23 protein-coding genes and 1 pseudogene are annotated in these 23342 nt (G+C 68.4%); 8 read left to right on the top strand and 16 right to left on the bottom strand.

Features of this window, described 5'->3' with window-relative positions:
* Positions 1-48: 48 nt before the first annotated feature.
* Positions 49-1776, bottom strand: a complete 1728-nt coding sequence (locus GX543_RS02975; protein WP_290849681.1) for an ABC transporter ATP-binding protein — start codon at positions 1774-1776, stop codon at positions 49-51.
* The gene (locus tag GX543_RS02970; protein ID WP_290849680.1) at positions 1773-4391 is read right to left on the bottom strand and encodes an ATP-binding cassette domain-containing protein; all 2619 of its coding nucleotides are present in this window, start codon (positions 4389-4391) and stop codon (positions 1773-1775) included. Before GX543_RS02970 ends, GX543_RS02975 begins: the two co-directional genes overlap by 4 nt.
* A gap of 134 nt (positions 4392-4525) precedes the next feature.
* Here GX543_RS02970 and GX543_RS02965 point away from each other — a divergent pair, with 134 nt between their 5' ends.
* Entirely contained in the window at positions 4526-4921 is a 396-nt protein-coding gene (locus tag GX543_RS02965) for a transcriptional regulator (RefSeq protein ID WP_290849679.1), read from the top strand.
* A gap of 14 nt (positions 4922-4935) precedes the next feature.
* Entirely contained in the window at positions 4936-5307 is a 372-nt protein-coding gene (locus tag GX543_RS02960; protein WP_290849677.1) for a DUF3817 domain-containing protein, read from the top strand.
* Here GX543_RS02960 and GX543_RS02955 read toward each other — a convergent pair.
* From GX543_RS02955 to clpS, 9 genes are all read right to left on the bottom strand, one after another.
* A complete protein-coding gene (locus tag GX543_RS02955) occupies positions 5301-5597 on the bottom strand; it encodes a DUF2470 domain-containing protein (protein WP_290849675.1) in 297 nt (98 codons plus the stop codon). The genes GX543_RS02960 and GX543_RS02955 overlap by 7 nt on opposite strands.
* 26 nt (positions 5598-5623) lie before the next feature.
* Positions 5624-6238 (bottom strand): RdgB/HAM1 family non-canonical purine NTP pyrophosphatase, encoded by a 615-nt coding sequence (gene rdgB, locus GX543_RS02950; RefSeq protein ID WP_290849674.1) that lies wholly within the window; start codon positions 6236-6238, stop codon positions 5624-5626.
* Positions 6235-6987, bottom strand: a complete 753-nt coding sequence (rph, locus tag GX543_RS02945) for a ribonuclease PH (RefSeq protein ID WP_290849673.1) — start codon at positions 6985-6987, stop codon at positions 6235-6237. Before rph ends, rdgB begins: the two co-directional genes overlap by 4 nt.
* Before the next feature lie 116 nt (positions 6988-7103).
* A complete protein-coding gene (locus tag GX543_RS02940) occupies positions 7104-7877 on the bottom strand; it encodes a cyclic nucleotide-degrading phosphodiesterase (RefSeq protein ID WP_290849672.1) in 774 nt (257 codons plus the stop codon).
* 104 nt (positions 7878-7981) lie between these two features.
* Positions 7982-8785: a glutamate racemase gene (murI, locus tag GX543_RS02935; protein ID WP_290849697.1), complete on the bottom strand. Its 804-nt coding sequence runs from the start codon at positions 8783-8785 to the stop codon at positions 7982-7984.
* Positions 8782-9378, bottom strand: coding sequence for a rhomboid family intramembrane serine protease (locus GX543_RS02930; protein WP_290849696.1), 597 nt, complete (start codon positions 9376-9378; stop codon positions 8782-8784). Before GX543_RS02930 ends, murI begins: the two co-directional genes overlap by 4 nt.
* 73 nt (positions 9379-9451) lie before the next feature.
* Positions 9452-10537, bottom strand: coding sequence for a P1 family peptidase (locus GX543_RS02925; RefSeq protein WP_290849670.1), 1086 nt, complete (start codon positions 10535-10537; stop codon positions 9452-9454).
* 3 nt (positions 10538-10540) lie between these two features.
* Entirely contained in the window at positions 10541-11188 is a 648-nt protein-coding gene (locus GX543_RS02920; protein ID WP_290849694.1) for a DUF2017 domain-containing protein, read from the bottom strand.
* Entirely contained in the window at positions 11188-11490 is a 303-nt protein-coding gene (gene clpS, locus GX543_RS02915; protein WP_290849669.1) for an ATP-dependent Clp protease adapter ClpS, read from the bottom strand. The genes GX543_RS02920 and clpS overlap by 1 nt, the downstream gene beginning before the upstream one ends.
* A 19-nt stretch (positions 11491-11509) precedes the next feature.
* Between clpS and GX543_RS02910 the strand changes: the two genes are divergently transcribed.
* Genes GX543_RS02910 through glgB form a run of 4 tightly spaced genes read left to right on the top strand, consistent with a single transcriptional unit; the run spans position 11510 to position 17283 of the window.
* Positions 11510-12829: a nicotinate phosphoribosyltransferase gene (locus GX543_RS02910; RefSeq protein WP_290849668.1), complete on the top strand. Its 1320-nt coding sequence runs from the start codon at positions 11510-11512 to the stop codon at positions 12827-12829.
* Positions 12826-13422 carry an isochorismatase family protein gene (locus tag GX543_RS02905; protein ID WP_290849667.1) on the top strand — a complete coding sequence of 199 codons (597 nt, stop codon included), beginning with the start codon at positions 12826-12828 and terminating at the stop codon, positions 13420-13422. Before GX543_RS02910 ends, GX543_RS02905 begins: the two co-directional genes overlap by 4 nt.
* Positions 13419-15443 (top strand): ATP-dependent DNA helicase, encoded by a 2025-nt coding sequence (locus GX543_RS02900; RefSeq protein ID WP_290849666.1) that lies wholly within the window; start codon positions 13419-13421, stop codon positions 15441-15443. The genes GX543_RS02905 and GX543_RS02900 overlap by 4 nt, the downstream gene beginning before the upstream one ends.
* Positions 15427-17283 carry a 1,4-alpha-glucan branching protein GlgB gene (gene glgB, locus GX543_RS02895; RefSeq protein ID WP_290849665.1) on the top strand — a complete coding sequence of 619 codons (1857 nt, stop codon included), beginning with the start codon at positions 15427-15429 and terminating at the stop codon, positions 17281-17283. Before GX543_RS02900 ends, glgB begins: the two co-directional genes overlap by 17 nt.
* A gap of 27 nt (positions 17284-17310) precedes the next feature.
* On the opposite strand, the gene GX543_RS02890 is transcribed toward glgB, so the two are convergent.
* From GX543_RS02890 to GX543_RS02880, 3 genes are read right to left on the bottom strand one after another with little or no spacing between them, the layout of a single operon-like run.
* Positions 17311-18222 carry a tetratricopeptide repeat protein gene (locus GX543_RS02890; RefSeq protein ID WP_290849692.1) on the bottom strand — a complete coding sequence of 304 codons (912 nt, stop codon included), beginning with the start codon at positions 18220-18222 and terminating at the stop codon, positions 17311-17313.
* Positions 18223-18260: 38 nt separating this feature from the next.
* Positions 18261-18626, bottom strand: coding sequence for a DUF3817 domain-containing protein (locus GX543_RS02885; RefSeq protein ID WP_290849664.1), 366 nt, complete (start codon positions 18624-18626; stop codon positions 18261-18263).
* A 5-nt stretch (positions 18627-18631) separates the two neighbouring features.
* On the bottom strand, positions 18632-19825 hold the full coding sequence (locus GX543_RS02880) for an acetyl-CoA C-acetyltransferase (RefSeq protein ID WP_290849663.1): 1194 nt from the start codon (positions 19823-19825) through the stop codon (positions 18632-18634).
* 115 nt (positions 19826-19940) lie between these two features.
* Between GX543_RS02880 and mce the strand changes: the two genes are divergently transcribed.
* Positions 19941-20426: a methylmalonyl-CoA epimerase gene (gene mce / locus GX543_RS02875; RefSeq protein WP_290849662.1), complete on the top strand. Its 486-nt coding sequence runs from the start codon at positions 19941-19943 to the stop codon at positions 20424-20426.
* Between the two features lie 140 nt (positions 20427-20566).
* Positions 20567-21529 carry a hypothetical protein gene (locus GX543_RS02870; protein ID WP_290849661.1) on the top strand — a complete coding sequence of 321 codons (963 nt, stop codon included), beginning with the start codon at positions 20567-20569 and terminating at the stop codon, positions 21527-21529.
* On the opposite strand, the gene nucS is transcribed toward GX543_RS02870, so the two are convergent.
* Together nucS and GX543_RS02860 are read right to left on the bottom strand one after the other, a co-directional pair.
* Entirely contained in the window at positions 21530-22216 is a 687-nt protein-coding gene (gene nucS / locus GX543_RS02865) for an endonuclease NucS (protein ID WP_290849660.1), read from the bottom strand.
* Positions 22217-22269: 53 nt separating this feature from the next.
* Positions 22270-23183: pseudogene (locus GX543_RS02860) on the bottom strand (low temperature requirement protein A).
* Between the last annotated feature and the right edge of the window lie 159 nt (positions 23184-23342).

Raw genomic sequence — 23342 nt, 5'->3', positions numbered from 1 at the left:
CCGATCCCGGGTTCTCGACATCACCGGGAAAGAACTTTCAGAACGGGATTACACCTGCCAGCCCTCCGACTCGCGCCAGCGCTCCCACAGGTCGGCGAAGACGCCCCCGCGCGCCAGGAGTTCGTCGACACCACCGGCGTCGACGACACGACCGCCGTCGAGCACGACCACCGCGTCGGCCAGCGCGACCAGCGCGGGTCTGTGCGTCACCGCGACCACCGTGCGGGTGCCGCGAATCGTGCGCAGCGAATCGGCCACCGCGCGCTCGGTGATGACGTCGAGCGCCGACGTCGCCTCGTCCACCAATAGCAACCCGGCCGGTTTTGCCAGCGCCCGCGCCAGCCCGACGCGCTGGCGTTCGCCGCCGGAGAGGGCGTTGGCGCCGTCGCCGACCCGCGAGTCCCACCCGTTCGGCAGGGCGTCCAGTACCGGCGCCAACTGCGCCAGGTCGGCGATCTCCGCCAGGTCGGGGGCGACGGCCGTGACCACGTTCTCCCTCAGGGTGCCCGGGCGCAACGCGGTGGTCTGGAAGACCACCGAGGCCCCCGCGATCCGTCGGCCGGGGTCGGCGGGTTCGTGGTCGAGAAGCACCTGGCCGGACGACGGATCACGGAGGCCCGCAAGCACGTCGAGCAGCGTCGACTTGCCCGAGCCCGACGCGCCGACGAGCACGGTGATCTGCCCGGGAGCGATGTCGAGGTCGATGCCGTCGAGTGCCTGTGTGCCGTCGGCGTACCGGTAGTCGACACCGGTCAGCCGGACCGCGGGTGGCCTGCCTGTCTCTGCGCTCTCGGTCCGTACAGGGCCGGGGGCCGCCGCCGCGGTGTCCTCGTCGACCAAGTCGCGCAGTTCGGTCAGCAGACGTTCGACGGCGGCGATCGGGGTGGCGAGCAGCGAGAGCGACCCGGCCGCCTCGACCACCCGCAGCAGCACCACGACCATCGCCGCGGCGGTGATGCCCGAGAGCTCGCCGTTCAAGTACAGCGCACCGGTGGTGATTCCGAAGGCGATGAGGACCACCTGGCCGGCGACCGTGAAGAGGAGGTCCCCCGGTATCTGCCAGGCGAGGAGGCGAGATCCGCGACGACGCGATCCGGCGATCACCTCGTCGACCGTTCCGGTTCCTACTCCGGCCGCGCGGAGCGTCGGCTGGGCCCAGCCGAACTCCAGCATGCGGTCGTCGAGTGCCCGACCGGCGTCGGCGAACGCCTCTTCCGATTTCGCGACCGCGCGTCGACCAGCCTGGAACGCGGCGAGCAGCACCGCACCGCCGATCAGCGCGACCATCGCCAACTGCCAGGAGACGAGCAGCAGGCCCACGGCCAGCAGCGGCACCAGCAGCGCCGCGTGAATCAACGGCGAGAACAGCAGCACCACCGCCGAGACCGACTCCGGTCCGGACTTGGTGACGATGCCCCGGAGCCTGGACGCACGGTCTCCGTGCAGGTCCGCGGTGTCGAGTCGGCGGATCGCTCCGATGCCCGCCCGTTCCGCGGCGTCGATCAGGGCGAAGCCGACGCGAAGTCCCGCCCGGGTCGCGGCGATGTCGGCGACCCAACCGGCTGCCAGGATCGCGACCATCAGGGCCACCCATTTCCACGCGGCCGCGGGGTTCGCCCCGAAGAGTGCTTCGAGGAGGGGGATCAGCACCAGGACACCCGCGGCTTGCAGCGCGGTCGAGAGTGCGGTGAGTCCATAGAACCGCGTGCGATCTCCGCCTGCCGCGGCGCCGGTGATGGCGCGGACGTCGGCGAAGACGGTCGGGAGCAGTGTCATCGAAGCGCCTCCTGCGCGTGATCGGTCATCGCCGCATAGACGCCGCCTGCGGCGAGCAGCTCGGTACCAGTCCCCTGTTCGACGATCCGGCCGCCGTCGAGCACGACGATCTGATCGGCGTCGGCGATCGTGTGGAGTCGGTGCGCCACCACCAGCACAGTTCGGCCGGCGAGAAGCCGCGAGAGCCCGCGACGCACTTCCCACTCGGAGTCCGGATCGGCTGCTGCGGTCGCCTCGTCGAGGACCACCAGTCGCGGGTCGCCCAGCAGGGCGCGGGCGATCGCCAGCCGCTGGCGCTGGCCGCCGGAGAGACTGTCGCGGTCGACGACGGTGTCGTAGCCGTCGGGCAGTGCCGCGACGACGTCGGTGAGATAGGCGGCGCGGGCAACCTCTTCGATGGCTGCGCGATCGGCGCCGGGGACGCCGAGGGCGATGTTCTCGGCGATGGTCCCCCGCACCAATTGCACGTCCTGGAGCACCACGGCGATGCTGCGACGCAGTTCGGGCTCGGGGATGTCGCGGAGATCGACTCCGTCGAGTCGAATCGCGCCGGCATCGGGGTCCCACAGTCGTGCCACCAGCGCCGCCACGGTCGACTTGCCCGCACCGGACGGGCCGACCACCGCGGTGGTCGTGCCTGCGGGCAGATCGAGGTGAAGGTTCTCGACCACGGGGCGACCGGCGAGGTACCCGAACGTGACGCCGCGCAGTTCCACCCGGGCGGGCCCGGCGACGGCCGCGCGTTCGCGTGTCCCGTCTGCGACCTGCTCCAGTTCTTCGGTGGCCATCAGCAGGTCGAGCGAGGTCTTGCCGTTCAGCCCCTCGCGCAGACCACCGATGGCGAACGACGCCGCAAGCAGACGGTCGCCGAACGAGGTCCCGAGAATCAGGAACGGCAGGATCGCCACGGCGTCCATCGAACCGGCCACGATCAGGGCGGTACCCGCGACCGCGACCACCGCCATCGCGGTCGTCGGCCGGTTGAGCTGCAGGACCACCGACTTGGTGTCGATGGTGGCGCGCTGCCAGTCCTTGATGAACTCGGTGAGACTGCGCAGTTGACGCGGTAGGTCCGAGGTCGACGAATCACCGAAGACGCGGCTGACCTGCTGCCCCGCGATGAACCGCTCGGCATCGCCGGGAAGGGTCGCGTCCCAGCGCATCTTCTGCTCCAGGCGCGCCTTGTCGGCCGTGGCGATGCGGCCCATCGCCACGATGTACGCGATCACCGGGACCAGCAACACCAGCGCCAGCCCCCAGTCGACGGTGAACAGGTAGCCCAGGATCGCGAGCGGTGTCACCACCGCCGCCACCAGGTCGGGCACCGCGTGGGTCACCAGGTAGTGCAGCGAGGAGACGTCCTCCTGGACCAGCTTCTTGACCTCCGAGCTGCGGCGACCGTGGAACCAACCGAGAGGCAGTCGGGTCAGCTTGCCGAGCACGCGACGGCGCAGTGCGGCCGCGAACACCTGGTCGTAGAAGTGCAGCGCGGTGATCACCGTCGCCGATCCCACGGCGCCGACCACGAGGACGATCACGGCGACGATGCCGACGTCGACCAGCTCGTGCCGTTCAGCGCCTGCCACCAGGAGACGGGCGAGTTCGGCGAACAGGATCAGCGGTACCACCGCGAGCAGTGCCAGGATCACCGCGAACACGCCGGCCAGCAGCATGGCCGGAAGGGCAGGCTTCAGAACCGGTTCAGCAGGCTCCGCAGGACCGGTTGCACGAAAGGACGGCAGTTCCGCCACCACCGCCCCGGCGGTCTCGCGCACGGTGTCGGCGGTGCTGGCGGTGGTCTTGCTTTCGGGGGTCTTGTTTTCTGGGGTCTTGCTTTCGGGGGTCTCGCTTTCGGGTGCCGTGTCGACCTGTTTGCCCATCGCGCGGCCGGCCATCCAGTAGGCCTGCGTGTGCATGGTGGCCTTGTTCTGTTCGTGCTCCAACGCCAGCAGGCCCTTGGCGAGGCGGGTCGCCTTGCTCTCGGCGGTCACCCACGTGCGCCAACCGCGGTAGTCGCCGCCGCCGATGGCGTTGACCAGCGCACGACGATCGGCAGTCGACGGCACCCAGTCCACGGTGAGCCCCTCATGGTCGGGCAGCGGAAGGTCGCGGTCGTCGTCGTTGCAGTACTCGATTACCGCGCGGATCGGGACGCCGGCGGGCACCCGCTCCACCAGGGTGACGAACGCGGGCCAGGAGGCGACGTCGCCCATCAGCAGATAGCCGAGCGGGCTGTCGTCGGCCGGAGCGACGTCGTGGCCGTCGCCGCCGAGTCGTGTCATCAGGAGTTCATCACCGGACGCGGCGGTGCGCGCCCACGTCGACGCCGGGCCTGCCGGGTCGTGGACCAGGAAGCAGAGGCTGAAGGTTCCAGCTGCCGGGTCGGGATCGAGCAGCGTGTACCCGCGCTGGTGGAACTTCGACGGCGCGTCCACGTCGGGGAACCACGCGCGGACCCACGCGGACGGCTTCTCGCCGCCGGCATGCAGGATGTCGTCGCACTGGAAATCGATGCGCACCACGTGGTCGGTGATCCAGCGAACCCCGGTCACCGTCGCCGTTTTGTTCTTGGCGCCGAGGGCACGCAGCATCGCGCCCTGGAATCCCTTGCCCATCTCTGTCCCATCGTCCGCGACACGTTCTACCTAAGTTTAGGCTTGGCTAATTAAAACAGAAGGGTGGCCAACGGCACAGCCTGGGCGTCCGTCCAGAATCTCGGGAACCGAGCGCAAACAGGTACCGTCGAAGTGTGGACCACTCCCCCTCGACGCCTACTCGCCGACACCGGCCTGCGCTCATCGTGCTGGTGACGGTCGCAGCAGTGGCGTGCATGGCCCTCGCCTGGTGGCAGTGGGGTCGATACGAATCCGCGTCCGGCACCGGCCAGAACCTCGGCTACGCACTGCAGTGGCCCGCCTTCGCCATCGCCGTCGTCTACGCCTATCGCCGCTTCGTGGTGATGGAGGCCGACCCCGATGCCGAACGCACCGATGAGCCCACTGAGATCCCCGCCGGAGTACTCCCCGAGCGTCCGACCAGCGCCGATCCTTCGGTCTCTGCGATTCTGGACGCCGCTCCCGACGACGACATGGCCGCCTACAACAGGTACCTGGCCGAGCTCGACAAGCACCCCACGCACGATTGATGAAGGACCCCGACGTGACCGAGACTGCCAAGTCCACCACCGACGCCCCGCAGGGCAGCCCGACCGCGAGCATCGAGCAGATCCGCAGCGCACTGTTCCGCTACCGGGTGCTCGCGTGGGTCACCGGTGTCTGGCTGCTCATGCTCGTCGCTGAGATGATCGCGAAGTACGGCTTCGACGTCGGCGGCTTCGGTTGGGTGGGCATCGCGCACGGCTGGATCTACTTCGTCTACCTGATCTGCACCGTCGACCTCTCCATCAAGGTCCGTTGGCCGTGGCAGAAGCTGCTGGCGACCGCCGTCGCGGGCACCATCCCGTTCCTGTCGTTCTGGTTCGAGCACATCCGCACCGTTGAGGTGAAGAAGGACTACAAGCTCGATCAGTGATCGCTGATCTCGACGCCCAACCGCTCGGCCGCGGCGTTGTTCAGCACCACCACCTGGTGACGGATCGACGCGCGATCGGTGAGCGCCTCCGGCCAGGCGATCCGCACGGCGCGCTCGACGCCGTCAACGGTCGCGACCCAGTCACCGAACTCTGAGTCGAGCCCGGTCATGCGCGCGGCGGTGGCCTCCGGCTCGGCGAAAGCGCGCACGATCAGCAGGTTGCCGTCGGCGTGGTCGTCGTTCATGTGGCGGGTGACCGCACCGATCACGGCGTCGTCGAAGGTCGTCATCGGGAAACTCCTGTCGCTGGGTTCGGTTACTGCGCGAGGGCTCGCAGCGCGGGTACCAACTGCGCCAACGCCTTGCCCCGGTGGCTCAGCGCGTCCTTCTCCTCCGCCGCCAGTTCCGCGGAACTGCGGCCTTGCGCGACGTCGTCGGCCGGGATGAACAGGGGGTCGTAGCCGAAGCCGTTGGCGCCGCGTTCCTCACGGACCACCGTCCCTCGCCACTCCCCGCGGACCACGGTCTCGCCGCCGTCCGGCAGCACCAGCGCGCACACCGAGACGAACGCCGCGCCGCGGCGGGAGTCCGGCACGTCGCTGAGCTGGGCCAGCAGCAGGTCGTTGTTGGCCTGATCGCCCTTGCCGCCGCTCCATCGCGCCGAGAGCACGCCGGGCATGCCGTTGAGGGCGTCCACCGTCAGTCCCGAGTCGTCGGCCAACGACGGCAGCCCCGACTTCTGCGCGGCCACCCGAGCCTTGATCAGCGCGTTGTCCTCGAAGGTCGCGCCGTCCTCGACCGGTTCCGGGTACGGCTCCACGTCTGCCAGCCCCAGCACCTCGAGCCCGGTGATGCCCGCGGCCTCCACCACCCGCCGCAACTCGGCGAGCTTCTTGGCATTGCCCGATGCCAGCAGGATCTTCGACGTCACGGGGTCGGCAGGGTGCCCGGGTACGGCTGCGCCAGCACCTCGCGCTGCGCCGCCACTATCTGGTCGATGCCCGCGCAGGCGACGTCGAGCATCTTGTCGAGCGTCGCGCGCGGGAAGGTCGCGCCTTCGCCGGTGCCCTGCACCTCGACCAGGGTTCCCGCGTCAGTGGCGACCACGTTGGTGTCGACCTCGGCGCGGGAGTCCTCCTCGTACGGCAGGTCGAGGCGAACCCGGCCGTCGACCACACCGACGCTCACGCCGGCGATGATGCACGACAGCGGCTGCGGGTCGGCCAGCTTGCCCGCCGCGGCCAGGTAGGTCACCGCGTCAGCCAGGGCGACGTACGCGCCGCTGATCGCTGCGGTCCGAGTGCCGCCGTCGGCCTGCAGCACGTCACAGTCGATCGCGATGGTGTTCTCGCCCAGGGCCGCGAGGTCGATGCACGCGCGCAGCGAGCGGCCGATCAGCCGGCTGATCTCGTGGGTACGACCACCGATCTTGCCTCGCACCGATTCACGCTTGGAACGCTCGTGCGTCGCAGCCGGGAGCATGGAGTACTCGGCGGTCAGCCAGCCCAGGCCCGATCCGCGACGCCACGACGGCACGCCCTCGGTGACGCTGGCCGTGCACATGACGCGAGTGTTCCCGAACTCGACCAGCACCGAGCCCGCCGGGTGCGAGGTGAAACCGCGGGTGAACTTGATCGGCCGGAGTTCGTCGTCGGCCCTACCGTCTGCTCGTGAAGTCACGCCCTCGACCTTACTTGAGCAACCACATCCGCGTAGTTCCCCGGTATCCGCGGACGCACGAAGCACGCGGATCTCGGCGGATTACGCGGATGCGGGCGAAAGACGCCGCACGACCGTCAGATCGGTTTGCGGACCTCGATGACCTGGCCCTGGTGGACGAGTTGGAGCGGGCCGGCGTACTCGCCGGACGCCTCGTCGAGGATCGCGTCGGAATCGGTCCACGGCACCACGTGGGTCAGCGCCAGGGAACGCACGCCCGCGCGGGTGGCGATCTGTCCGGCCTCGACGCCGGAGAGGTGGAGGCCCTCGGGACGCAGGCCCGGGGCGTGGGTCCACGACGCCTCGCAGAGGAACAGGTCGGCATCTCGTGCGAGCTCGACGGCCTCGTCGCAGATCCCCGTGTCGCCGCTGTAGACCAGCACCTCGCCGTCGGCGCCGGTGATGCGGAAACCGAATGTGGAGGGCGGATGATTCACCTTGTACGGCTCGATGAGGAGTCCGTGGATCTCGACGGCTTCGCGGTCGACCCACTCCCGGACGTCGTAGGTGTCCGACAGATCGTCGATCTCCCCCGGATACTCCGACGCGCCGGCCCCGATCCGGACGGCGGTACCGGCCGGACCGTAGAGCAGCGATCGCTCGGTCGCGGGCTCGGGCGACCACCGCCGCCAGACCAGCATCGCAGGCAGATCCATGCAGTGGTCGGCATGCAGATGGCTGAGGAGAACGGCCACCTCGTTGGGGTTCGCATGCTGCAGGAGTTCACCGAACACACCGTGTCCGCAGTCGATCAACACCGGCCGATGACCATCGGCCTGGACCAGGTACCCCGAACAGGGAGCACCGGGACCGTTAACGCTCCCTGAACACCCGAGCACCGTCAAACGCATGCAAAACACTCTGCCATGCGGATTCGAAAAACCGGCATCAATCCGACGACCTGTGACACGCGAGTTGCCCTCATCGGACCGTGCTCAACGCCACATCCGCAGCATCAGAAATGTTCGACGTGCCCGACCGACGGCCCGAGGAATCGCGTCGACAATTTGCGGAAGGAATCGGGATCGCCTGTGGCAGAGAACAATCGACGCGCCTGACGATCGCCGTGCGGATGCAGGGCGTCAGTCTCGGTCAGCACCTTGAACGTGTCCTTGGCGGTCTCCTCCGCACTCGAAACCAGCGTCACCTGGTCGCCCATCACCAACTGGATCACTCCGGACAGCAACGGGTAGTGCGTACAGCCGAGCACGACGGTGTCGACGTCCGCCTCCTGCAGCGGTTCCAGGTATCCCTGGGTGAGACCGAGGATCTGGCGGCCGCTGGTGACCCCCCGCTCCACGAAGTCGACGAAACGCGGGCAGGCCACCGCCGTGATCTCCACATCGCGTGCTGCGGCGAACGAGTCCTGGTAGGCGCGCGAGGCGATCGTGGCCTCGGTGCCGATGACGCCGATGCGGCCGGTCTTGGTCGCGACCACGGCACGCCGCACAGCGGGAAGGATCACTTCGATCACCGGGATCGGTGCGTACCGCTCGCGTGCGTCTCGCAGGCAGGCCGCGGACGCGGTGTTGCAGGCGATGACGATGGCCTTGACCCCGCGGGTGACGAGTTCGTCGCCGATGGCCAGCGCGTGCTTCCGGATCTCCGGAATCGTGAGCGGACCGTACGGCCCGTTGGCGGTGTCGCCGATGTAGATGATGTCCTCGTCCGGGAGCTGATCGATGATCGCGCGCGCAACGGTGAGCCCGCCGACGCCCGAATCGAAGATGCCGATCGGACCGGTTCCCTGCTCGGTTATTGCGAGCCTCCCTTGAGTTCTGGACGGGCGCTGAGTTCTGGACGGGCGTTCTTGGCGCGGTCGCTGAGCATCCAGGCCGCCAGCACGCCGCCGGCGGCGCCGAACAGATGCCCCTGCCACGACATGCCGCCGCCCTGCGGCAGCACGCCCCACAGGATTCCACCGTAGACCGCCAGGAGGATCACCCCGCCGAGCACCTGCCAGACGTCGCGGTTGAATAGACCTCGCACCAACAGATAGGCCAACCAGCCGAAAACGATCCCCGACGCTCCGATCGTCACCGAACCGGCGGGCGCCGTGAGCCAGACACCGAAACCGCTGACCACCCACACCACCGCGGTCACGCTCAGGAACCGACCGGCCATCAGCAGCAGGAAGCCGAGCACCACGCCGGGAATCAGGTTGCCGATCAGGTGCGCGAAGTCCGCGTGGAGGAACGGCGCCCAGAGAATGCCGTCGAGTCCGGAGACCCGGCGCGGCACGATGCCGTATTGATTCAGCTTGTCGTTCATCCCGACGTCGACCGCTTCGATCACCACCAGCAACACGACGATCCCGATCAGCGTGACGCCCGACCGCTTCCACTTCGGCATCGGCGACGAGGGCGCGGGAGACGGCGAAGGCAGGGGCAGACCGCTGCTCATGACAATCCCTTCACTGGTAGAGCTACTCGCCGAACGCGGAGAACAGCACGTCGCGATAGGCGGGGATGCCCGCGACGCTGGATGCCGAGACCACAGCCGAGACGATGGCGCGCTGCACCACCGTCGCCGCGGCCTCGGCGAGTGCGGCGACGACTGGCGTCTCCTGGTCCATGCCGATCGGCACCTCGATGGCCGTGCTGGGCTCGGGCTGCTTCTCGCCGGTCGCGACCGCGAACAGGGTGTCGCCGTCGAGCGGAGAGTGCGCCGGACGCACGGCTCGGGCCAGTCCGTCGTGCCCCGCCATCGCCAGCCGCTTGGTATTGGCGACCGACAGCGTGGCATCCGTGGCGATGACGCCGATCGTCGTGTTGAGGACGGTCCCCTTGGCGGTGAGCTCGGCGAGCTTCTTCACCTCCAACTGTTTGGGAGCGCGCAGCCGGTGCACGTCGAGGTCGTCGGCGCCCCAGGGCAGGCCGGTGGTCGGGTCGACGACGCCGCCGACCGGGTTCGCGACCACTACCGCCCCGACGGTCAGACCCAGCGCAGGCCCCTTCGGAATGGTGATCGACGCGGTCCCCACGCCACCCTTCAACGCTCCGGCGCGTGCGCCGACACCGGCGCCGACGGTGCCGATCGAGAAGACCTCGCGAGCGTCGGCCAATGCCTTGGCGCCGAACTCTGCGGTCGGCCGGTTCTCCCACCGTCCGACGGGGAGGTCGAAGATCACCGCGGCGGGCACGATCGGCACCACGTGTCCCTGCCGATCCATCGGCAGACCGGTGCCCGTCGCCTCCAGACCGAGCATCACGCCGTCGGCCGCGGCCAACCCGTACGCGCTGCCGCCCGCCAGCACGATCGCGTCGGCCCCGCGCACCGTGTTCACCGGATCCAGCAGATCGGTCTCCCGCGTACCGGGTCCGCCGCCGCGCACGTCGACCGCCGTGGTGGCGCCCTGCGGCAGCCGGACGACGGTGACGCCGGTGGCCCACCCGCTGCCGGGTTCGGTCGCGGTGGCGAGGACCACGTCGTCGTCGAGTCGATGGTGGTGCCCCACCGTGATCCCGGCGACCTCACTGATGCGATTACCTGCCGACGATGAGATCGCCATCCGTCACCAACCGTCCTGTCCCCACTCGCCCTGAACGCCCTCGTCGGGAAGTCCTTCGTCGGGCTGCGTCCACTCATTCGCCATCAGCGCCTCGACCAGCAGTCCCTGCACCACCGCGAGCCAGTCGTAGATGTCCTGGTGGGCGGCGTGCGGATGATCCGGCGGCAACTTCGACGGCTCGTCGGTGATCCCCAGCATCGCGCCGAGTGCCAGCCGGATGTCGGTGAGCGCGGTGAGCCAGCCGTCGGCTTGCGACTCGGTGAGCGCGACGTCGCCGCCGCCGCTCGGCAGGGTCTCGAGCACCACGCGCGCGGCGGCCAGTTTCGCGTCGATGATGTGCGGTTCGTTGACGCTGCGCAGGCCCCCATTGAGGTCACTCGCGATTGGCCCGGCCACCAGTTCGGGTTCCTGGTCGGGACGATGGAAGTCGGGCAGCAGCCGACCGAGGGTCACATCGTCCGGAGCACGACTGTGCCCGGTCGCGATGCCCGTCAGCTCCGACAGCGCGTCGCGCGGCGCCGTGTCGGCCCGCTCGGACAGCAGTTCGGTGATCGACTCGACCATCGACGCCAGCAACTGGCACTCGTAGGTCTCGAGGTTCGAGCAGATCCGAACCTCGTCACCGCTCCCGGTGCGACGCCAGGTCCGCATCAGGAGTCGTGCTGCATCGTCGCCCACAGGCCGGCCGCATGCAGCTTGCGGACGTCGGCCTCGATCTTCGCGCGGTCGCCGCTGGAGACGACCGCCTTGCCTTCGGTGTGCACCTGCATCATCAGAGCCTTGGACTTCTCCTCGGAGTAGCCGAAGATCTTCTGAAAGACGTAGGCGACATAGTTCATCAAGTTCACCGGGTCGTCCCACACCAACGTCACCCACGGACGGTCGTGGACCACCTCGGGTTCTGCCACCGCGGTACCGGTACTGGTACCTGGTGTCGCCTCATCCAGCGCCATGAGTAATAGGGTAGCGAAGGTGACCAGTACCGCGCTGCTGACCGATCAATACGAGCTGACCATGCTGTCGGCCGCCCTCCGAGCGGGGACGACCGACCGCAGCTGCGTCTTCGAGGTGTTCGCCCGCCGCCTGCCAGACGGTCGCCGCTACGGCGTCGTCGCAGGCACGGGCCGGGTTCTCGACGCTTTGGAGAAGTTCCGGTTCGGTGAGGAGGAGCTCGCGTCGCTGCGGCCCATCCTCGATGCCGACACCCTCGATTGGCTGGCCGAGTACCGGTTCAACGGCCAGATCGACGGATACCGCGAAGGCGAGCTGTACTTCCCGGGATCGCCGATTCTGACCGTGCGCGGCGGATTCGCCGAGGGCGTCATCCTGGAGACGCTGATCCTCTCGATCCTCAACCACGACAGCGCCGTCGCGTCGGCCGCCGCGCGCATGGTGAATGCCGCGGCGGGTCGTCCGGTCATCGAAATGGGCGGACGTCGCACCCACGAACAGGCCGCCGTCGCCTCCGCACGCGCGGCCTACCTGGCGGGTGTCGACCACACAAGCAATCTCGAGGCCGCCCGCACCTACGGCGTCCCGAGCGCCGGAACCGCGGCCCACGCCTTCACCCTGTCGTTCGCGAACGCCGACGGCAGCGACGAACGCGCAGCCTTCGCCGCGCAGGTGGCGGCCCTCGGCGTCGGCACCACCCTGCTGGTCGACACCTACGACATCACGACCGGCGTCCAGAACGCGATCGAGGTCGCGGGACCGGAACTCGGCGCCGTCCGGATCGACTCCGGCGATCTCGGGGTCCTGGCTCGGCAGGTGCGGCAGCAACTCGACGACCTCGGCGCCACGGGCACCAAGATCGTGGTGTCGGGCGACCTCGACGAGTACGCCATCGCCTCGCTGCGCGCCGAGCCCGTCGACCTCTACGGTGTCGGCACGTCGCTGGTCACCGGCAGCGGCTCCCCCACCGCGGGAATGGTCTACAAGCTCGTCGAGGTGGACGGAATCCCGGTCGCCAAGCGGTCGAGCCGCAAGGAGAGCCACGGGGGCGCCAAGCGCGCGGTCCGTGCCGCCCGCTCCACCGGCACCATCGTCGAAGAGATCCTGCTGCGCGATTCCGCTCGCGGACAGAGCGTTCCCGGAACAGACGGGCTCGACGTCACCGAACTCCAGATCCCGCTCGTCCGGGACGGCGAGCGAGTCGAGGGACTGCCTACACTGGAGGAATCCCGCAGGCACGTGGCGCACGGTCTCGTGACCCTGCCGTGGGAAGGGCTGGGGCTCAGCCACGGCGATCCCGCCATCCCCACCCGCTATCTGAACGAACCGGAGAGTCGATGAAGGTCCGCGCCCTGATCGTGGTCGACGTGCAGAACGACTTCTGCGAAGGCGGAGCGCTCGGTGTCACCGGCGGCAACGCCGTCGCCGCGGCGATCAACGCCCTGCCCGTCGACTATCCCGTCGTCGTCGCGACCCGCGACTACCACGTCGATCCCGGCTCGCACTTCTCCGACGAGCCCGACTTCGTCGACTCGTGGCCCCCGCACTGCCGCGTCGGCACCCCCGGCGTCGACTTCCACCCCGACCTCGAGATCGCCCCGATGCAGGACGTCTTCTCCAAGGGTGAATACTCCGCGGCGTACTCGGGATTCGAAGGCGTCGACGCCGACGGAACCGGGCTGTCGGAATGGCTCACCGCCCGCGGCGTCACCGACGTGGACGTCGTCGGCATCGCGACCGACCACTGCGTGCGCGCCACGGCCGTCGATGCCGCGGATGCCGGTTTCACCACCCGCGTGCTGCTCGACTACACCGCTGCCGTCGCCGAGACGACCACCGCGACCGCACTCGACGCGCTGCGGGATGCAGGCGTCGAGTTGGTCGGCACGCTGACCCACACGGGCATTCCTGCCGAAGACACCGCGCAGCGGTGAGCGTTCCGAGTGTCCCCGAACTGCTCACCGCCGCCGTAGCCTCGCTCGGCGGCACTCAGCGCGACGGCCAACTGGCGATGGCCGAGGCAGTCGGCGAAGCAATCGACGGCGGCCACCACCTCGCCGTCCAGGCGGGCACCGGAACCGGCAAATCGCTGGCGTACCTGGTTCCCGCGATGCGCCACGCGGTCGACTCCAACGAGACCGTCGTGGTCTCGACCGCCACCATCGCCCTGCAGCGCCAGCTCACCGAACGCGACCTCCCGCGCCTCGCCAAGGCCCTCACGACACCGCTCGACCGTGAACCGTCGTTCGCGATCCTCAAGGGCCGCGCCAACTACCTCTGCCTCAACAAGGTGCACTCCGGCGTGGCCGACGAGGACCCCGGCGCGGAACTGTTCGACGCCTTCGACCTCTCGCGGATGGGCCGCGAGGTGACCCGCCTGCGCGAGTGGACGTCCGACACCGAGACCGGCGACCGCGACGACCTCTCCCCCGGTGTCAGCGACCAATCGTGGCGGCAGGTCAGCGTGTCCTCGCGCGAATGCCTCGGCGCCAACAACTGTCCCTACAGCGACGACTGCTTCGCCGAACTGGCGCGCAAGAAGGCGGGAGCGTCCGACATCGTCGTCACCAATCACGCCATGCTCGCCATCGACGCCATGAGCCCGGCGACGATCCTCCCCGAGCATCGCGTCGTGGTGATCGACGAGGCGCACGAGCTGGTGGACCGCATCACCTCGGTGACCACCGAGGAGATCTCCGCCGCGGGCGTCTCCCAGGTGGCCCGTCGCCTCGGCAAGCTGATCGACGACGAGACCGCCGACGCCCTGGTCGGCGCAGGCGAGCAACTCGAGCAGTTGCTCGAGGACTCGCCCGAAGGCGAGTGGACGCGCCTGCCCACCGGCGCCCCGCTGATCCTGGCGTCGCTCCGCGACCGCCTGTGGAACGCCCGCAACGCGGTCGGACCGGCCCCGCAGGCCGGATCTGATCCCGAAGCCGCAGCCGCGAGGCAGATGGCGCTGAGCGCCACCGACTCGCTGCACGATGCCGTGGTTCGCGTGCTCACCGTGTTCGGCGAAGCGGACATCACCAAGCGTCACGACGTGGTCTGGTTGTCGGCCGACCGCTTCCGCAGCACCGTCAAGAAAGTGCTGCGCATCGCGCCGCTGTCGGTGGCCGGGCTGTTGCGGACGTCGCTCTTCACCGATTCCACGGTGATCCTGACCTCCGCAACCCTCACCATCGGCGGCAACTTCGACGCCCTGGCCCGCACGTGGGGCCTCCCCGCGCACGGCGGCAGTCCCGGCAAGGACGGGACCGTCGGGGACATCGACGCCGCCGGGTGGCGTGGCATGGACGCGGGCAGCCCGTTCGACTATCCGCGCTCGGCCATCCTCTACGTCGGCAAGCATCTGCGCGCCCCCGGGCGCGACGGCATCGCCGAGGGCACGCTGGACGAGATGGTGGACCTGATGAACGCCGCCGGCGGTCGTACCCTGGGGCTCTTCTCGTCGATGCGCGCCGCCAAGGAGGCCAGCGAGAAGCTCCGCGAGCGCGTCGGCTTCCCCATCCTCTGCCAGGGCGACGATACGACGTCGGCGCTCATCGAGAAGTTCGCGGCCGACGAAGCCACCTGCCTGTTCGGCACGCTGTCGCTATGGCAGGGCGTCGACGTCCCCGGGCCGTCGTTGCGGCTGGTGATGATCGACCGCATTCCCTTCCCCCGGCCCGACGATCCGCTGCTCTCGGCACGACAGCGCGACGTCGACGCCCGCGGCGGCAACGGATTCCTGACGGTCTCCGCCAACCACGCGGCACTGCTCCTGGCGCAGGGCGCGGGCCGACTGCTGCGGTCCACCGACGACCGCGGGGTGGTCGCGGTGCTCGACTCGCGCCTGGCCACCGCCCGTTACGCGGGCTACCTGATGGCCGGTCTGCCCCCGTTCTGGCGAACCACCGACCCGAAGGCGGTTCGGGCTGCGCTGTCGCGTCTCACCACCGGTGCCGCTCGATCTTGAAGCGGAGTTCTCTGTGCTGACCGTCGGCTCCGACGGCGAACCGCTCTGGCTGCGGCTCGGCGCGCATCCCGGCCCCACGGGGACCGCGTTCGCGGTGTGGGCGCCCAACGCCCGATCGGTCACCGTCTTCGGTGAGTTCGACGACTGGGACGGCTCGACACATGCCATGCAACCCGGATCGGACGGAGTCTGGACCGCGGTCGTCGACGAGGCCCGCGCGGGAATGGCGTACAAGTACCGCATCGTCGGTGCCGACGGCCAGGTGCGCGACAAGGCCGATCCAGTGGCCCGCGAAGCCGGACTCCCACCCGAGACCGCCTCGATCATCGCGCCGCCCTCGTCGTTCCGCTGGACCGACGACCGGTGGCAAGCGTCGCGACCGCTGCGGAACCCGGCCACCGAGCCGATGTCGATCTACGAAGTCCACCTCGGATCCTGGCGCACAGGCCTCGGCTATCGCGCCGCCGCGCTGGAGCTCGCCGACTACGTCGCCGAACTCGGCTTCACCCACGTCCAGCTGATGCCGGTCACCGAACACCCGTACGGCGGCTCATGGGGCTACCAGGTGAGCTCCTACTTCGCCTGCAGCGGACGCTGGGGGTCGGCGGACGACCTCCGCTTCTTCGTCGACCACCTGCACTCGCGCGGCATCGCCGTCATTCTCGACTGGGTTCCCGCGCACTTCCCCAAAGACCCGTTCGCGCTCGGCGAGTTCGACGGCACGCCACTGTACGAGCACGCCGACCCGCTGCGCCGCGAGCAGCCCGACTGGGGCACGTACGCGTTCAACCTGGGCCGACCCGAGGTCCGCGACTTCCTCGTCGCCAGCGCCGTCTACTGGTGCACCGAGTTCCATCTCGACGGGCTCCGGGTCGACGCCGTCGCCTCCATGCTGTACCTCGACTATTCGCGCGGCGACGGCCAATGGCGTCCCAACGCTCGCGGGACCAACGAGAACGACGAAGCCGTCGACTTCCTCCGCACCCTCAACGACACCGTCCACACCGTCTGTCCCGGAGCACTGATGATCGCCGAGGAGTCGACGGCGTGGCCGGGCGTCACCACCGCCACCGGGCACGGTGGTCTCGGGTTCGACTTCAAATGGAACCTCGGCTGGATGCACGACCTCCTGTCGTTCGTCTCCCGTCCGCCGGATCGTCGTGCGGAGGTGCAGGAGCACGTCGCGTTCTCGCTCACGCACGCGACCGCCGAGAACTACGTGCTGCCGATCAGCCACGACGAGGTGGTCCACGGCAAGGGAACATTGATCACCCGGATCCCCGACGGCTGCGATCGCCCCGCGCATGTCCGCCTGACCCTCGCGTTCCAGTGGGCGCACCCGGGCAAGAAGTTGCTGTTCATGGGTCAGGAGTTCGGCCAGGAGCACGAATGGGCCGACGACCGCGGCCTCGACTGGGAGCGTCGCGACGACGGCATCGCGCTCGCCGCGGGCGATCTGGCCCGCCTGCACGCCGCGCTGCCCGCGATGCACCGGATGGACGGCGACGCTCGCGGGTTCGACTGGCTCGACGCCCGCGATCTGCGAAACACCGTCATCGGCTTTCTGCGGCGCTCGGACGAACACGCGCGGACCGAGGGCGAGCTCGTGGCCTGCGTCTTCAACTTCTCCGACCGCGATCTGTACGGCTATCGCCTCGGCTTTCCCGTCCGCGGCGTGTGGCGCGAGATCCTCAACACCGCGGCCACCGAGTACGGCGGCCACGGCATCGGCAATCTCGGACAGATCGTCGCCGTCGACGAACCGAGCCACGGCCGTCCCTACAGCGCGACGATCACCCTGCCCGCCGCGTCAGCGGTGTTCTTCACCCCGGCACGGTAACCGCCGACCAGCCGCGGCACGGCCCGGCTAGTACAGCGCCGTCGCCAGCTTCCGACGAGCAGCGACCACGAACGGCTCGGCCGGATCGAAGAGTTCGAACAGTTCCAGCAACCGCGCGCGTGCGCGACCGCGCTCCTCGTCCCGCGTCAGCTTGATGACTTCGATGATGCGGTCGAACGCGGCGTCGGGACGCTGGCCCAGCAGCAGCACGTCGGCGGCGGCCAACTGCGCGTCCACGTCGCCGGGTTCGGCGTTGGTCACGACGGCCGGATCGTGCGCCTGCGCACGAGTCACGAACTCCAGGTTTCCGATCACCGACTTGGCTTCGACGTTGTCCGGTTCCAGCGCGAGGATCGCCCGGTAGGCGTCGAGGGCGCCGTCGATGTCACCGGAGTTCATCAGTTCCTCCGCGGCCACCATCCGCGGGTCCCGTTCGGGTTCGTCCGTCGGCTCGCCGCCTGCGACCTCGGGCAACAGGTGTCCGGCCTTGGCGAAGATCTCATCGAGCCAGCCGCGAATCTCCGCCTCCGGCTGCGCCCCGTTGAACGCGGCGACCGGCTGACCGCCGACCAACGCGATCACCATCGGCACCGACTGGACGCCGAAGGCCTGCGCGATCCGCGGACTGACATCGACGTTGACCCGCGCGAGGACCCATCGGCCCCCGGACTCGCCGGCGAGCTTCGCCAGCGTCGGCGACAACTGGTGGCTCGGCTCCGACCACTCCGCCCACAGGTCGACGACCACCAGCTGCTGCAGCGACCGCTGAACGATCTGCTCTTCGAAGTCGATCTCGGTCACGTCGATCACGGCACCGCCGCCGGTTCCATCGGCTCCCGAGGGCTGCGGAGACGACGAAGCGGGCCGCGACTCAGCAATGCGCTGAGCCTCGGCCCGCTCCTTCAAGACGGAGAGATCGACGGCGCCGGCCATGGCGATCGCGGCGCTGGCTGGATCCGGGTGTCGGGAAGGTGTGCTCACACCTTCAGTGTGTCACGATCCTCCGGCGCCGCGAACTCCGAGTCGGACAGTTCGCCGAGGTGCCCGTTCTTCTTGGCCCACTGCTCGAACCACACCGTGAAGAACGGCGGGACCGACGCGATGAGCGCAAGGGCGAGGACCTTGAAGTCCCACTTCAGCGTGCGTGCCGACATGAGCGTCACGATCAGGTAGACGACGAACGCGGCACCGTGCAGCGCACCCGGAATCATGGTCGCCGAGTCGATGCCTGCGCCGTACTTCACGCCCATGCCGATGATGAGCAGGCCCCAGGTGATCGCCTCGATGACGGCGATCATCCGGAAGCGCTTGGCGGCGGTGGAGATGTCGAAAGCTTCCTTCATCCCGATCACGCCTTCGGAACGCGCACGATCAGGGCGTCGCCCTGTCCGCCTGCGCCGCAGAGGGCTGCCACGCCGACGCCGCCGCCGCGGCGGATCAGCTCGAGGACCAGGTGCAGCGTGATGCGCGCGCCGGAGGTTCCGATCGGGTGGCCGAGCGCGATGCCGCCGCCGTTGACGTTGACCTTGGCGGGATCGACCCCGAGGCTGCGAGTCGATGCCAGTCCGACAGCCGCGAAGGCCTCGTTGATCTCCAACAGGTCGAGGTCGGCAGGGGCGATGCCCTCGCGCTCGCACGCCTTCTTGATCGCGTTGGCAGGCTGCTCCTGCAGGGTCGAGTCCGGGCCGGCGACGACGCCGTGGGCGCCGATCTCGGCCAGCCAGGACAGACCGAGCTCCTCCGCCTTGGCCTTGCTCATCACGACGACGGCGCACGCGCCGTCGGAGATCTGCGAGGAGCTGCCCGCGGTGATGGTGCCGTCCTTGCGGAAAGCGGGACGCAGACCGGCGAGCGACTCTGCGGTCGTCTCGGCGCGCACGCCCTCGTCGGTCACGAACTGAATCGGGTCGCCCTTGCGCTGCGGGATCTCGACCGGCACGATCTCGTCGGCGAAGACGCCCTTGGCAATCGCCTCAGCGGCCAGACGATGGCTGCGCGCTGCGAACTCGTCCTGCTCTTCGCGGGTGAAGCCGTCGGTGTCGTTGCCCTGCTCGGTGAGCGCGCCCATCGGCTGATCGGTGAACACGTCGTGCAGGCCGTCGTACGCCATGTGGTCGACCAGCTCGGTGTTGCCGTACTTGAAGCCGCAGCGGGAGCCGGGCAGCACGTGCGGAGCCTGAGTCATCGACTCCTGGCCGCCGGCGACCACGCAGTCGAACTCACCGGCGCGAATCAGCTGATCGGCGAGCGCGATCGCGTCGATGCCGGACAGGCACATCTTGTTGATCGACAGCGCCGGGACGTCCCAGCCGATGCCGGCCTTCACGGCCGTCTGGCGAGCGGGCATCTGGCCCGCACCTGCGGTCAGGACCTGGCCCATGATGACGTAGTCGACGTTCGACGGGTCGACGTTACCCTTCTCCAGCGCGCCCTTGACGGCGACGGCGCCGAGGTCGACGGCGGAGAAGTTCTTAAGCGAGCCCATGAGGCGGCCCTGCGCGGTGCGTGCACCGGAAACGATGACGGTGGTGTTCTCGGACATGTATCAGCTCCTAGGCTTGCGGCAGCGGGTCCACGGCGGCTCGCCGACGCTGCGAATCGTGCTCCGGGGCGGCCGCGATGCGGCACCCCACCACTATCAACGCTACCGTTATGGAATGACTAACTCCTCATCGAATGAAGTGACAAACGCCACCGAAAGCAGTGCTCTGACCGCTATCGGCGATCTGGTGACCGCGATCGACCACGTCGGACTCGCCGTGCCCGACCTCGACACCGCCGCAGCCTGGTGGCTCGACAACTTCGGTTTCATCAACCAGCACGAGGAAGTGAACGAGGAGCAGGGCGTCCGCGAGGCGATGGTCGGCCCCCGCGGCGGCGACACCATGATCCAGTTGCTGATGCCACTGAACGAGGAATCGACCATTGCCAAGTTCATCGGCCGCAGCGGCCCCGGGATGCAGCAGATGGCCGTGCGGGTGACCGATCTCGACGAGGTCGCCAAGCGACTCACCGCAGCGGGCGTTCGCCTGCTGTACCCGCAGCCCAAGCGCGGCACCGCTGACTCCCGCATCAACTTCGTCCACCCGAAGGACGCCGGCGGAGTCCTTCTGGAGCTCGTCGAGCCCGCCGCGTCGCACTGAGCGCACACGAGCCCCTCGGCCCTATCGGGCCCGCCGAGATCGACACACAGCGGCACGCTGCCGGGGTTCGTTACCAAATCGGTCTCGACACCCCGGCCGCCCTGCCCCAATCGTTCGCTAATCGGTCATAGACTGACCCCATGTCAGCCCCCGGACATCGCCAAAGCCACTTCCCCATCGTGATGCGCGGTTACGACCGCGACCAGGTCACCGACCACATCCGCCGACTCGACGCCGAGCTCCGAATGATGGCCTCCGACCGCGACTCGGCACATGCCAGCGCCGACGAACTTCAGGGCCATCTCGACGATGCGCGTCGTCGAATCCGCTCGCTGCAAGAAGAGGTCAACACCCTCTCGGTTCCCCCGACGACGGTCGCCGGCATGTCCGACCGCGTCTCTCGCATGCTTCAGCTGGCCACAGACGAGGCGTCCGAGGTCCGTGCGAATGCACGCGAAGAGGCCGACGAGACACTGTCAGTGGCACGCCAGGACGCCGAGGACGTTCGTGCCGAAACAGCAGCTGCGGCCACCCGCACCAAGGAACTGGCGCAGGAGCACGCCGACACCCTGATCACCGACGCGGAGAAGCGCGCCGCCGAGATCGACGCCGCTGCGCAGGACCGCGCCGAGAAGTCCGAGCGCGATGCCGAAGACGCCCGCCGTCGTGCCCTGGAGATCATCGCTGCGGCCGAGGACGACGCCGCACGCCTCCGCGGTGCCGCCCATAACATCGCGATGAACCGTCTGGCTCGCTCGCGGGAACTCGCGGGCTCGGCCAAGGACGCCCACACTCAGATCCTGGACCACCTCGACGCGCTGCGTCAGCACCTCACCGATCTGCCTGCGGCTCTGGCTCTGTCCGACGAAGAGAACGACCTCGTCTCGCTGACTCAGGACGACGATCTCTCGCTGCTCAATCGGAACCTCGTGGGCCGTGATCGTTTCACCGCCGACGACCTGACACCCGCGGAGAGCACCGACGTGCTGGGCGCGATCAAGGGCGAGTACTCCGAAGACGAGTACCAGAATGACCGCTATGGAAACGGCGGACGCGATCAGCGCAAGACCGATGAGGCGGCCGACGACCAGGCCAGCGCCTGATCAGAAGAGTCTGAACTCGTTGTCCTCGGTGCCGCGCAGTTTGTCGTAATCGAGGACGACGCAACGGATTCCACGATCGTTCGCGAGGGTCTTGGCCTGCGGTTTGATCGCCTGTGCGGCAAAGACGCCCGCGACGGGGGCGATCGTCGAATCTCGGTTCAGCAAGTCAAGGTAGCGGGTGAGCTGCTCCACGCCGTCGATCTCCCCGCGGCGCTTGATCTCGACCGCGACCGTCTGGCCGTCGGCGTCGCGGCACAGGATGTCGACCGGGCCGATCGCCGTCATGTACTCGCGGCGAATCAGGGTGTAGCCGACGCCGAGCGTCTCGATGTGCTCGGCGAGCAGTTCCTGCAGGTGCGCCTCGACGCCGTCCTTCACCAGGCCCGGATCCAGCCCGAGCTCATGACTCGAATCGTGGTGAATGCCGGCGATGCTGATGCGGAGCTGCTCCCCCGCCTTGTTCTCGACCACCCAGACGGCCTCGATGCCCGTCGCGGCTTCCGCCGGCGGTTCCTCGACCATCCAGCAGGGCGGACTCATCCAGTTCAGCGGCTTATAAGCACGGTCATCGGCGTGGATGCTCACTGAATTATCGGATTTGACGAGTATCAAACGCTTCGCCATCGGAAGATGAGCGGTGAGGCGACCAACGTAGTCCACCTGGCAATCGGCAATCACAAGACGCACGGCCGCCAGTCTAACGCGACTGCATGCCTTCGCGTCATCCGGTGCACCGGGAATCAGAGGTAATGCGAGTGCTCGCCGGACTTCCGCATCCAGAAGTCATCCACGATGATCACCGCATAGACGAAGACCAGGATCGCCACCAGTTGCATCCACACCTGGCCGATGGCGCCCAACGGAATCGTTGTCACCGCTACCTGAGCCCACGTCGCCTCCTCGCCGCTATGCGAGATAGTCATTCCCAGACCGGCAGCGGCAAAGAGAAGGCCCAGGAGCATCGGGATAGTCGCATACCCGTACGCCATCAGTGCCGGCCGACTGCGTTCTGCGAGCGAGAGTCGCTTCATCGCCGCCATTCCCCGCTCATCGTCCGCGCCGAAGAACGCCCACCACAGCACGTAGCACAAGCTCAATCCGAGCCCGACCTCGACAAAGAACGTCAGATCCATCTCGATGCCCGCCAAACCCGCTCCGACACCGACGATGGATTCACCGATCGCGATGATCAACACCGCCGAATGTCGATCGCAGAAGTGCTCCGGCCGGACGACGAACCCTCGGTCGTTCCTCGTCCTCGACGGAATCAGCAGCAGCAGAGCGACAGCGCCGCCCCACCACGCGTAGACCATGGTGCCGTGCGCGTATCCGCCGATCACGACGAGGATCGCCGCCGCGAGGTTCACCGGTAGGAGGCGCACGATCGCGCGCGCAGACGACTCGCCACCCGCCACCCGGAAGGCCACCGCATGCACCATCACGATGCCCGCCAGGGCCCAGCCGAAGACCCGACCGTTTCCATGGATGGCGTCCGGCACCGACAGCGCAATGGTGAAGAAGCCGACGGGGCCTCCGAGAACGAGCTCGTGAGCTGCGTGATGACGAAGACGAACACCAAATCGAAGAACAGCTCGAGAGTCGAAACACTCGACTGTCCGCCGAGGCCTTCTTCAACCCGGTCGCTCACCGTCATCATCGAAGCGTATCGCTCCGCGGTGGCAAATCAGGGAAGCCCCTGACCAACGAGTGGTCAGGGGCTCCCTGTAAATTTGTGTTCGGCGGTGTCCTACTCTCCCACACCCATTACAGTGCAGTACCATCGGCGCAGGTGGGCTTAGCTTCCGGGTTCGGA

This window comes from Gordonia sp. (in: high G+C Gram-positive bacteria) (assembly GCF_012515855.1).
In the GTDB taxonomy this organism is placed as follows: domain Bacteria; phylum Actinomycetota; class Actinomycetes; order Mycobacteriales; family Mycobacteriaceae; genus Gordonia.
The sequence above is the reverse complement of the archived record's forward strand: the minus strand, read 5'-3'. Positions and strand labels throughout refer to the sequence as shown.

Bases quoted from the DNA above. Each gene is read 5' to 3' on its own strand.
- GX543_RS02975 (WP_290849681.1), bottom strand. From the start codon at position 1,776: ATGACACTGCTCCCGACCGTCTTCGCCGACGTCCGCGCCATCACCGGC.
- GX543_RS02970 (WP_290849680.1), bottom strand. From the start codon at position 4,391: ATGGGCAAGGGATTCCAGGGCGCGATGCTGCGTGCCCTCGGCGCCAAG.
- GX543_RS02955 (WP_290849675.1), bottom strand. From the start codon at position 5,597: ATGACGACCTTCGACGACGCCGTGATCGGTGCGGTCACCCGCCACATG.
- GX543_RS02940 (WP_290849672.1), bottom strand. From the start codon at position 7,877: ATGCGTTTGACGGTGCTCGGGTGTTCAGGGAGCGTTAACGGTCCCGGT.
- GX543_RS02930 (WP_290849696.1), bottom strand. From the start codon at position 9,378: ATGCCGAAGTGGAAGCGGTCGGGCGTCACGCTGATCGGGATCGTCGTG.
- GX543_RS02925 (WP_290849670.1), bottom strand. From the start codon at position 10,537: ATGGCGATCTCATCGTCGGCAGGTAATCGCATCAGTGAGGTCGCCGGG.
- GX543_RS02920 (WP_290849694.1), bottom strand. From the start codon at position 11,188: ATGCGGACCTGGCGTCGCACCGGGAGCGGTGACGAGGTTCGGATCTGC.
- clpS (WP_290849669.1), bottom strand. From the start codon at position 11,490: ATGGCGCTGGATGAGGCGACACCAGGTACCAGTACCGGTACCGCGGTG.
- GX543_RS02905 (WP_290849667.1), top strand. From the start codon at position 12,826: ATGAAGGTCCGCGCCCTGATCGTGGTCGACGTGCAGAACGACTTCTGC.
- GX543_RS02885 (WP_290849664.1), bottom strand. From the start codon at position 18,626: ATGAAGGAAGCTTTCGACATCTCCACCGCCGCCAAGCGCTTCCGGATG.
- GX543_RS02880 (WP_290849663.1), bottom strand. From the start codon at position 19,825: ATGTCCGAGAACACCACCGTCATCGTTTCCGGTGCACGCACCGCGCAG.
- mce (WP_290849662.1), top strand. From the start codon at position 19,941: ATGACTAACTCCTCATCGAATGAAGTGACAAACGCCACCGAAAGCAGT.
- GX543_RS02870 (WP_290849661.1), top strand. From the start codon at position 20,567: ATGTCAGCCCCCGGACATCGCCAAAGCCACTTCCCCATCGTGATGCGC.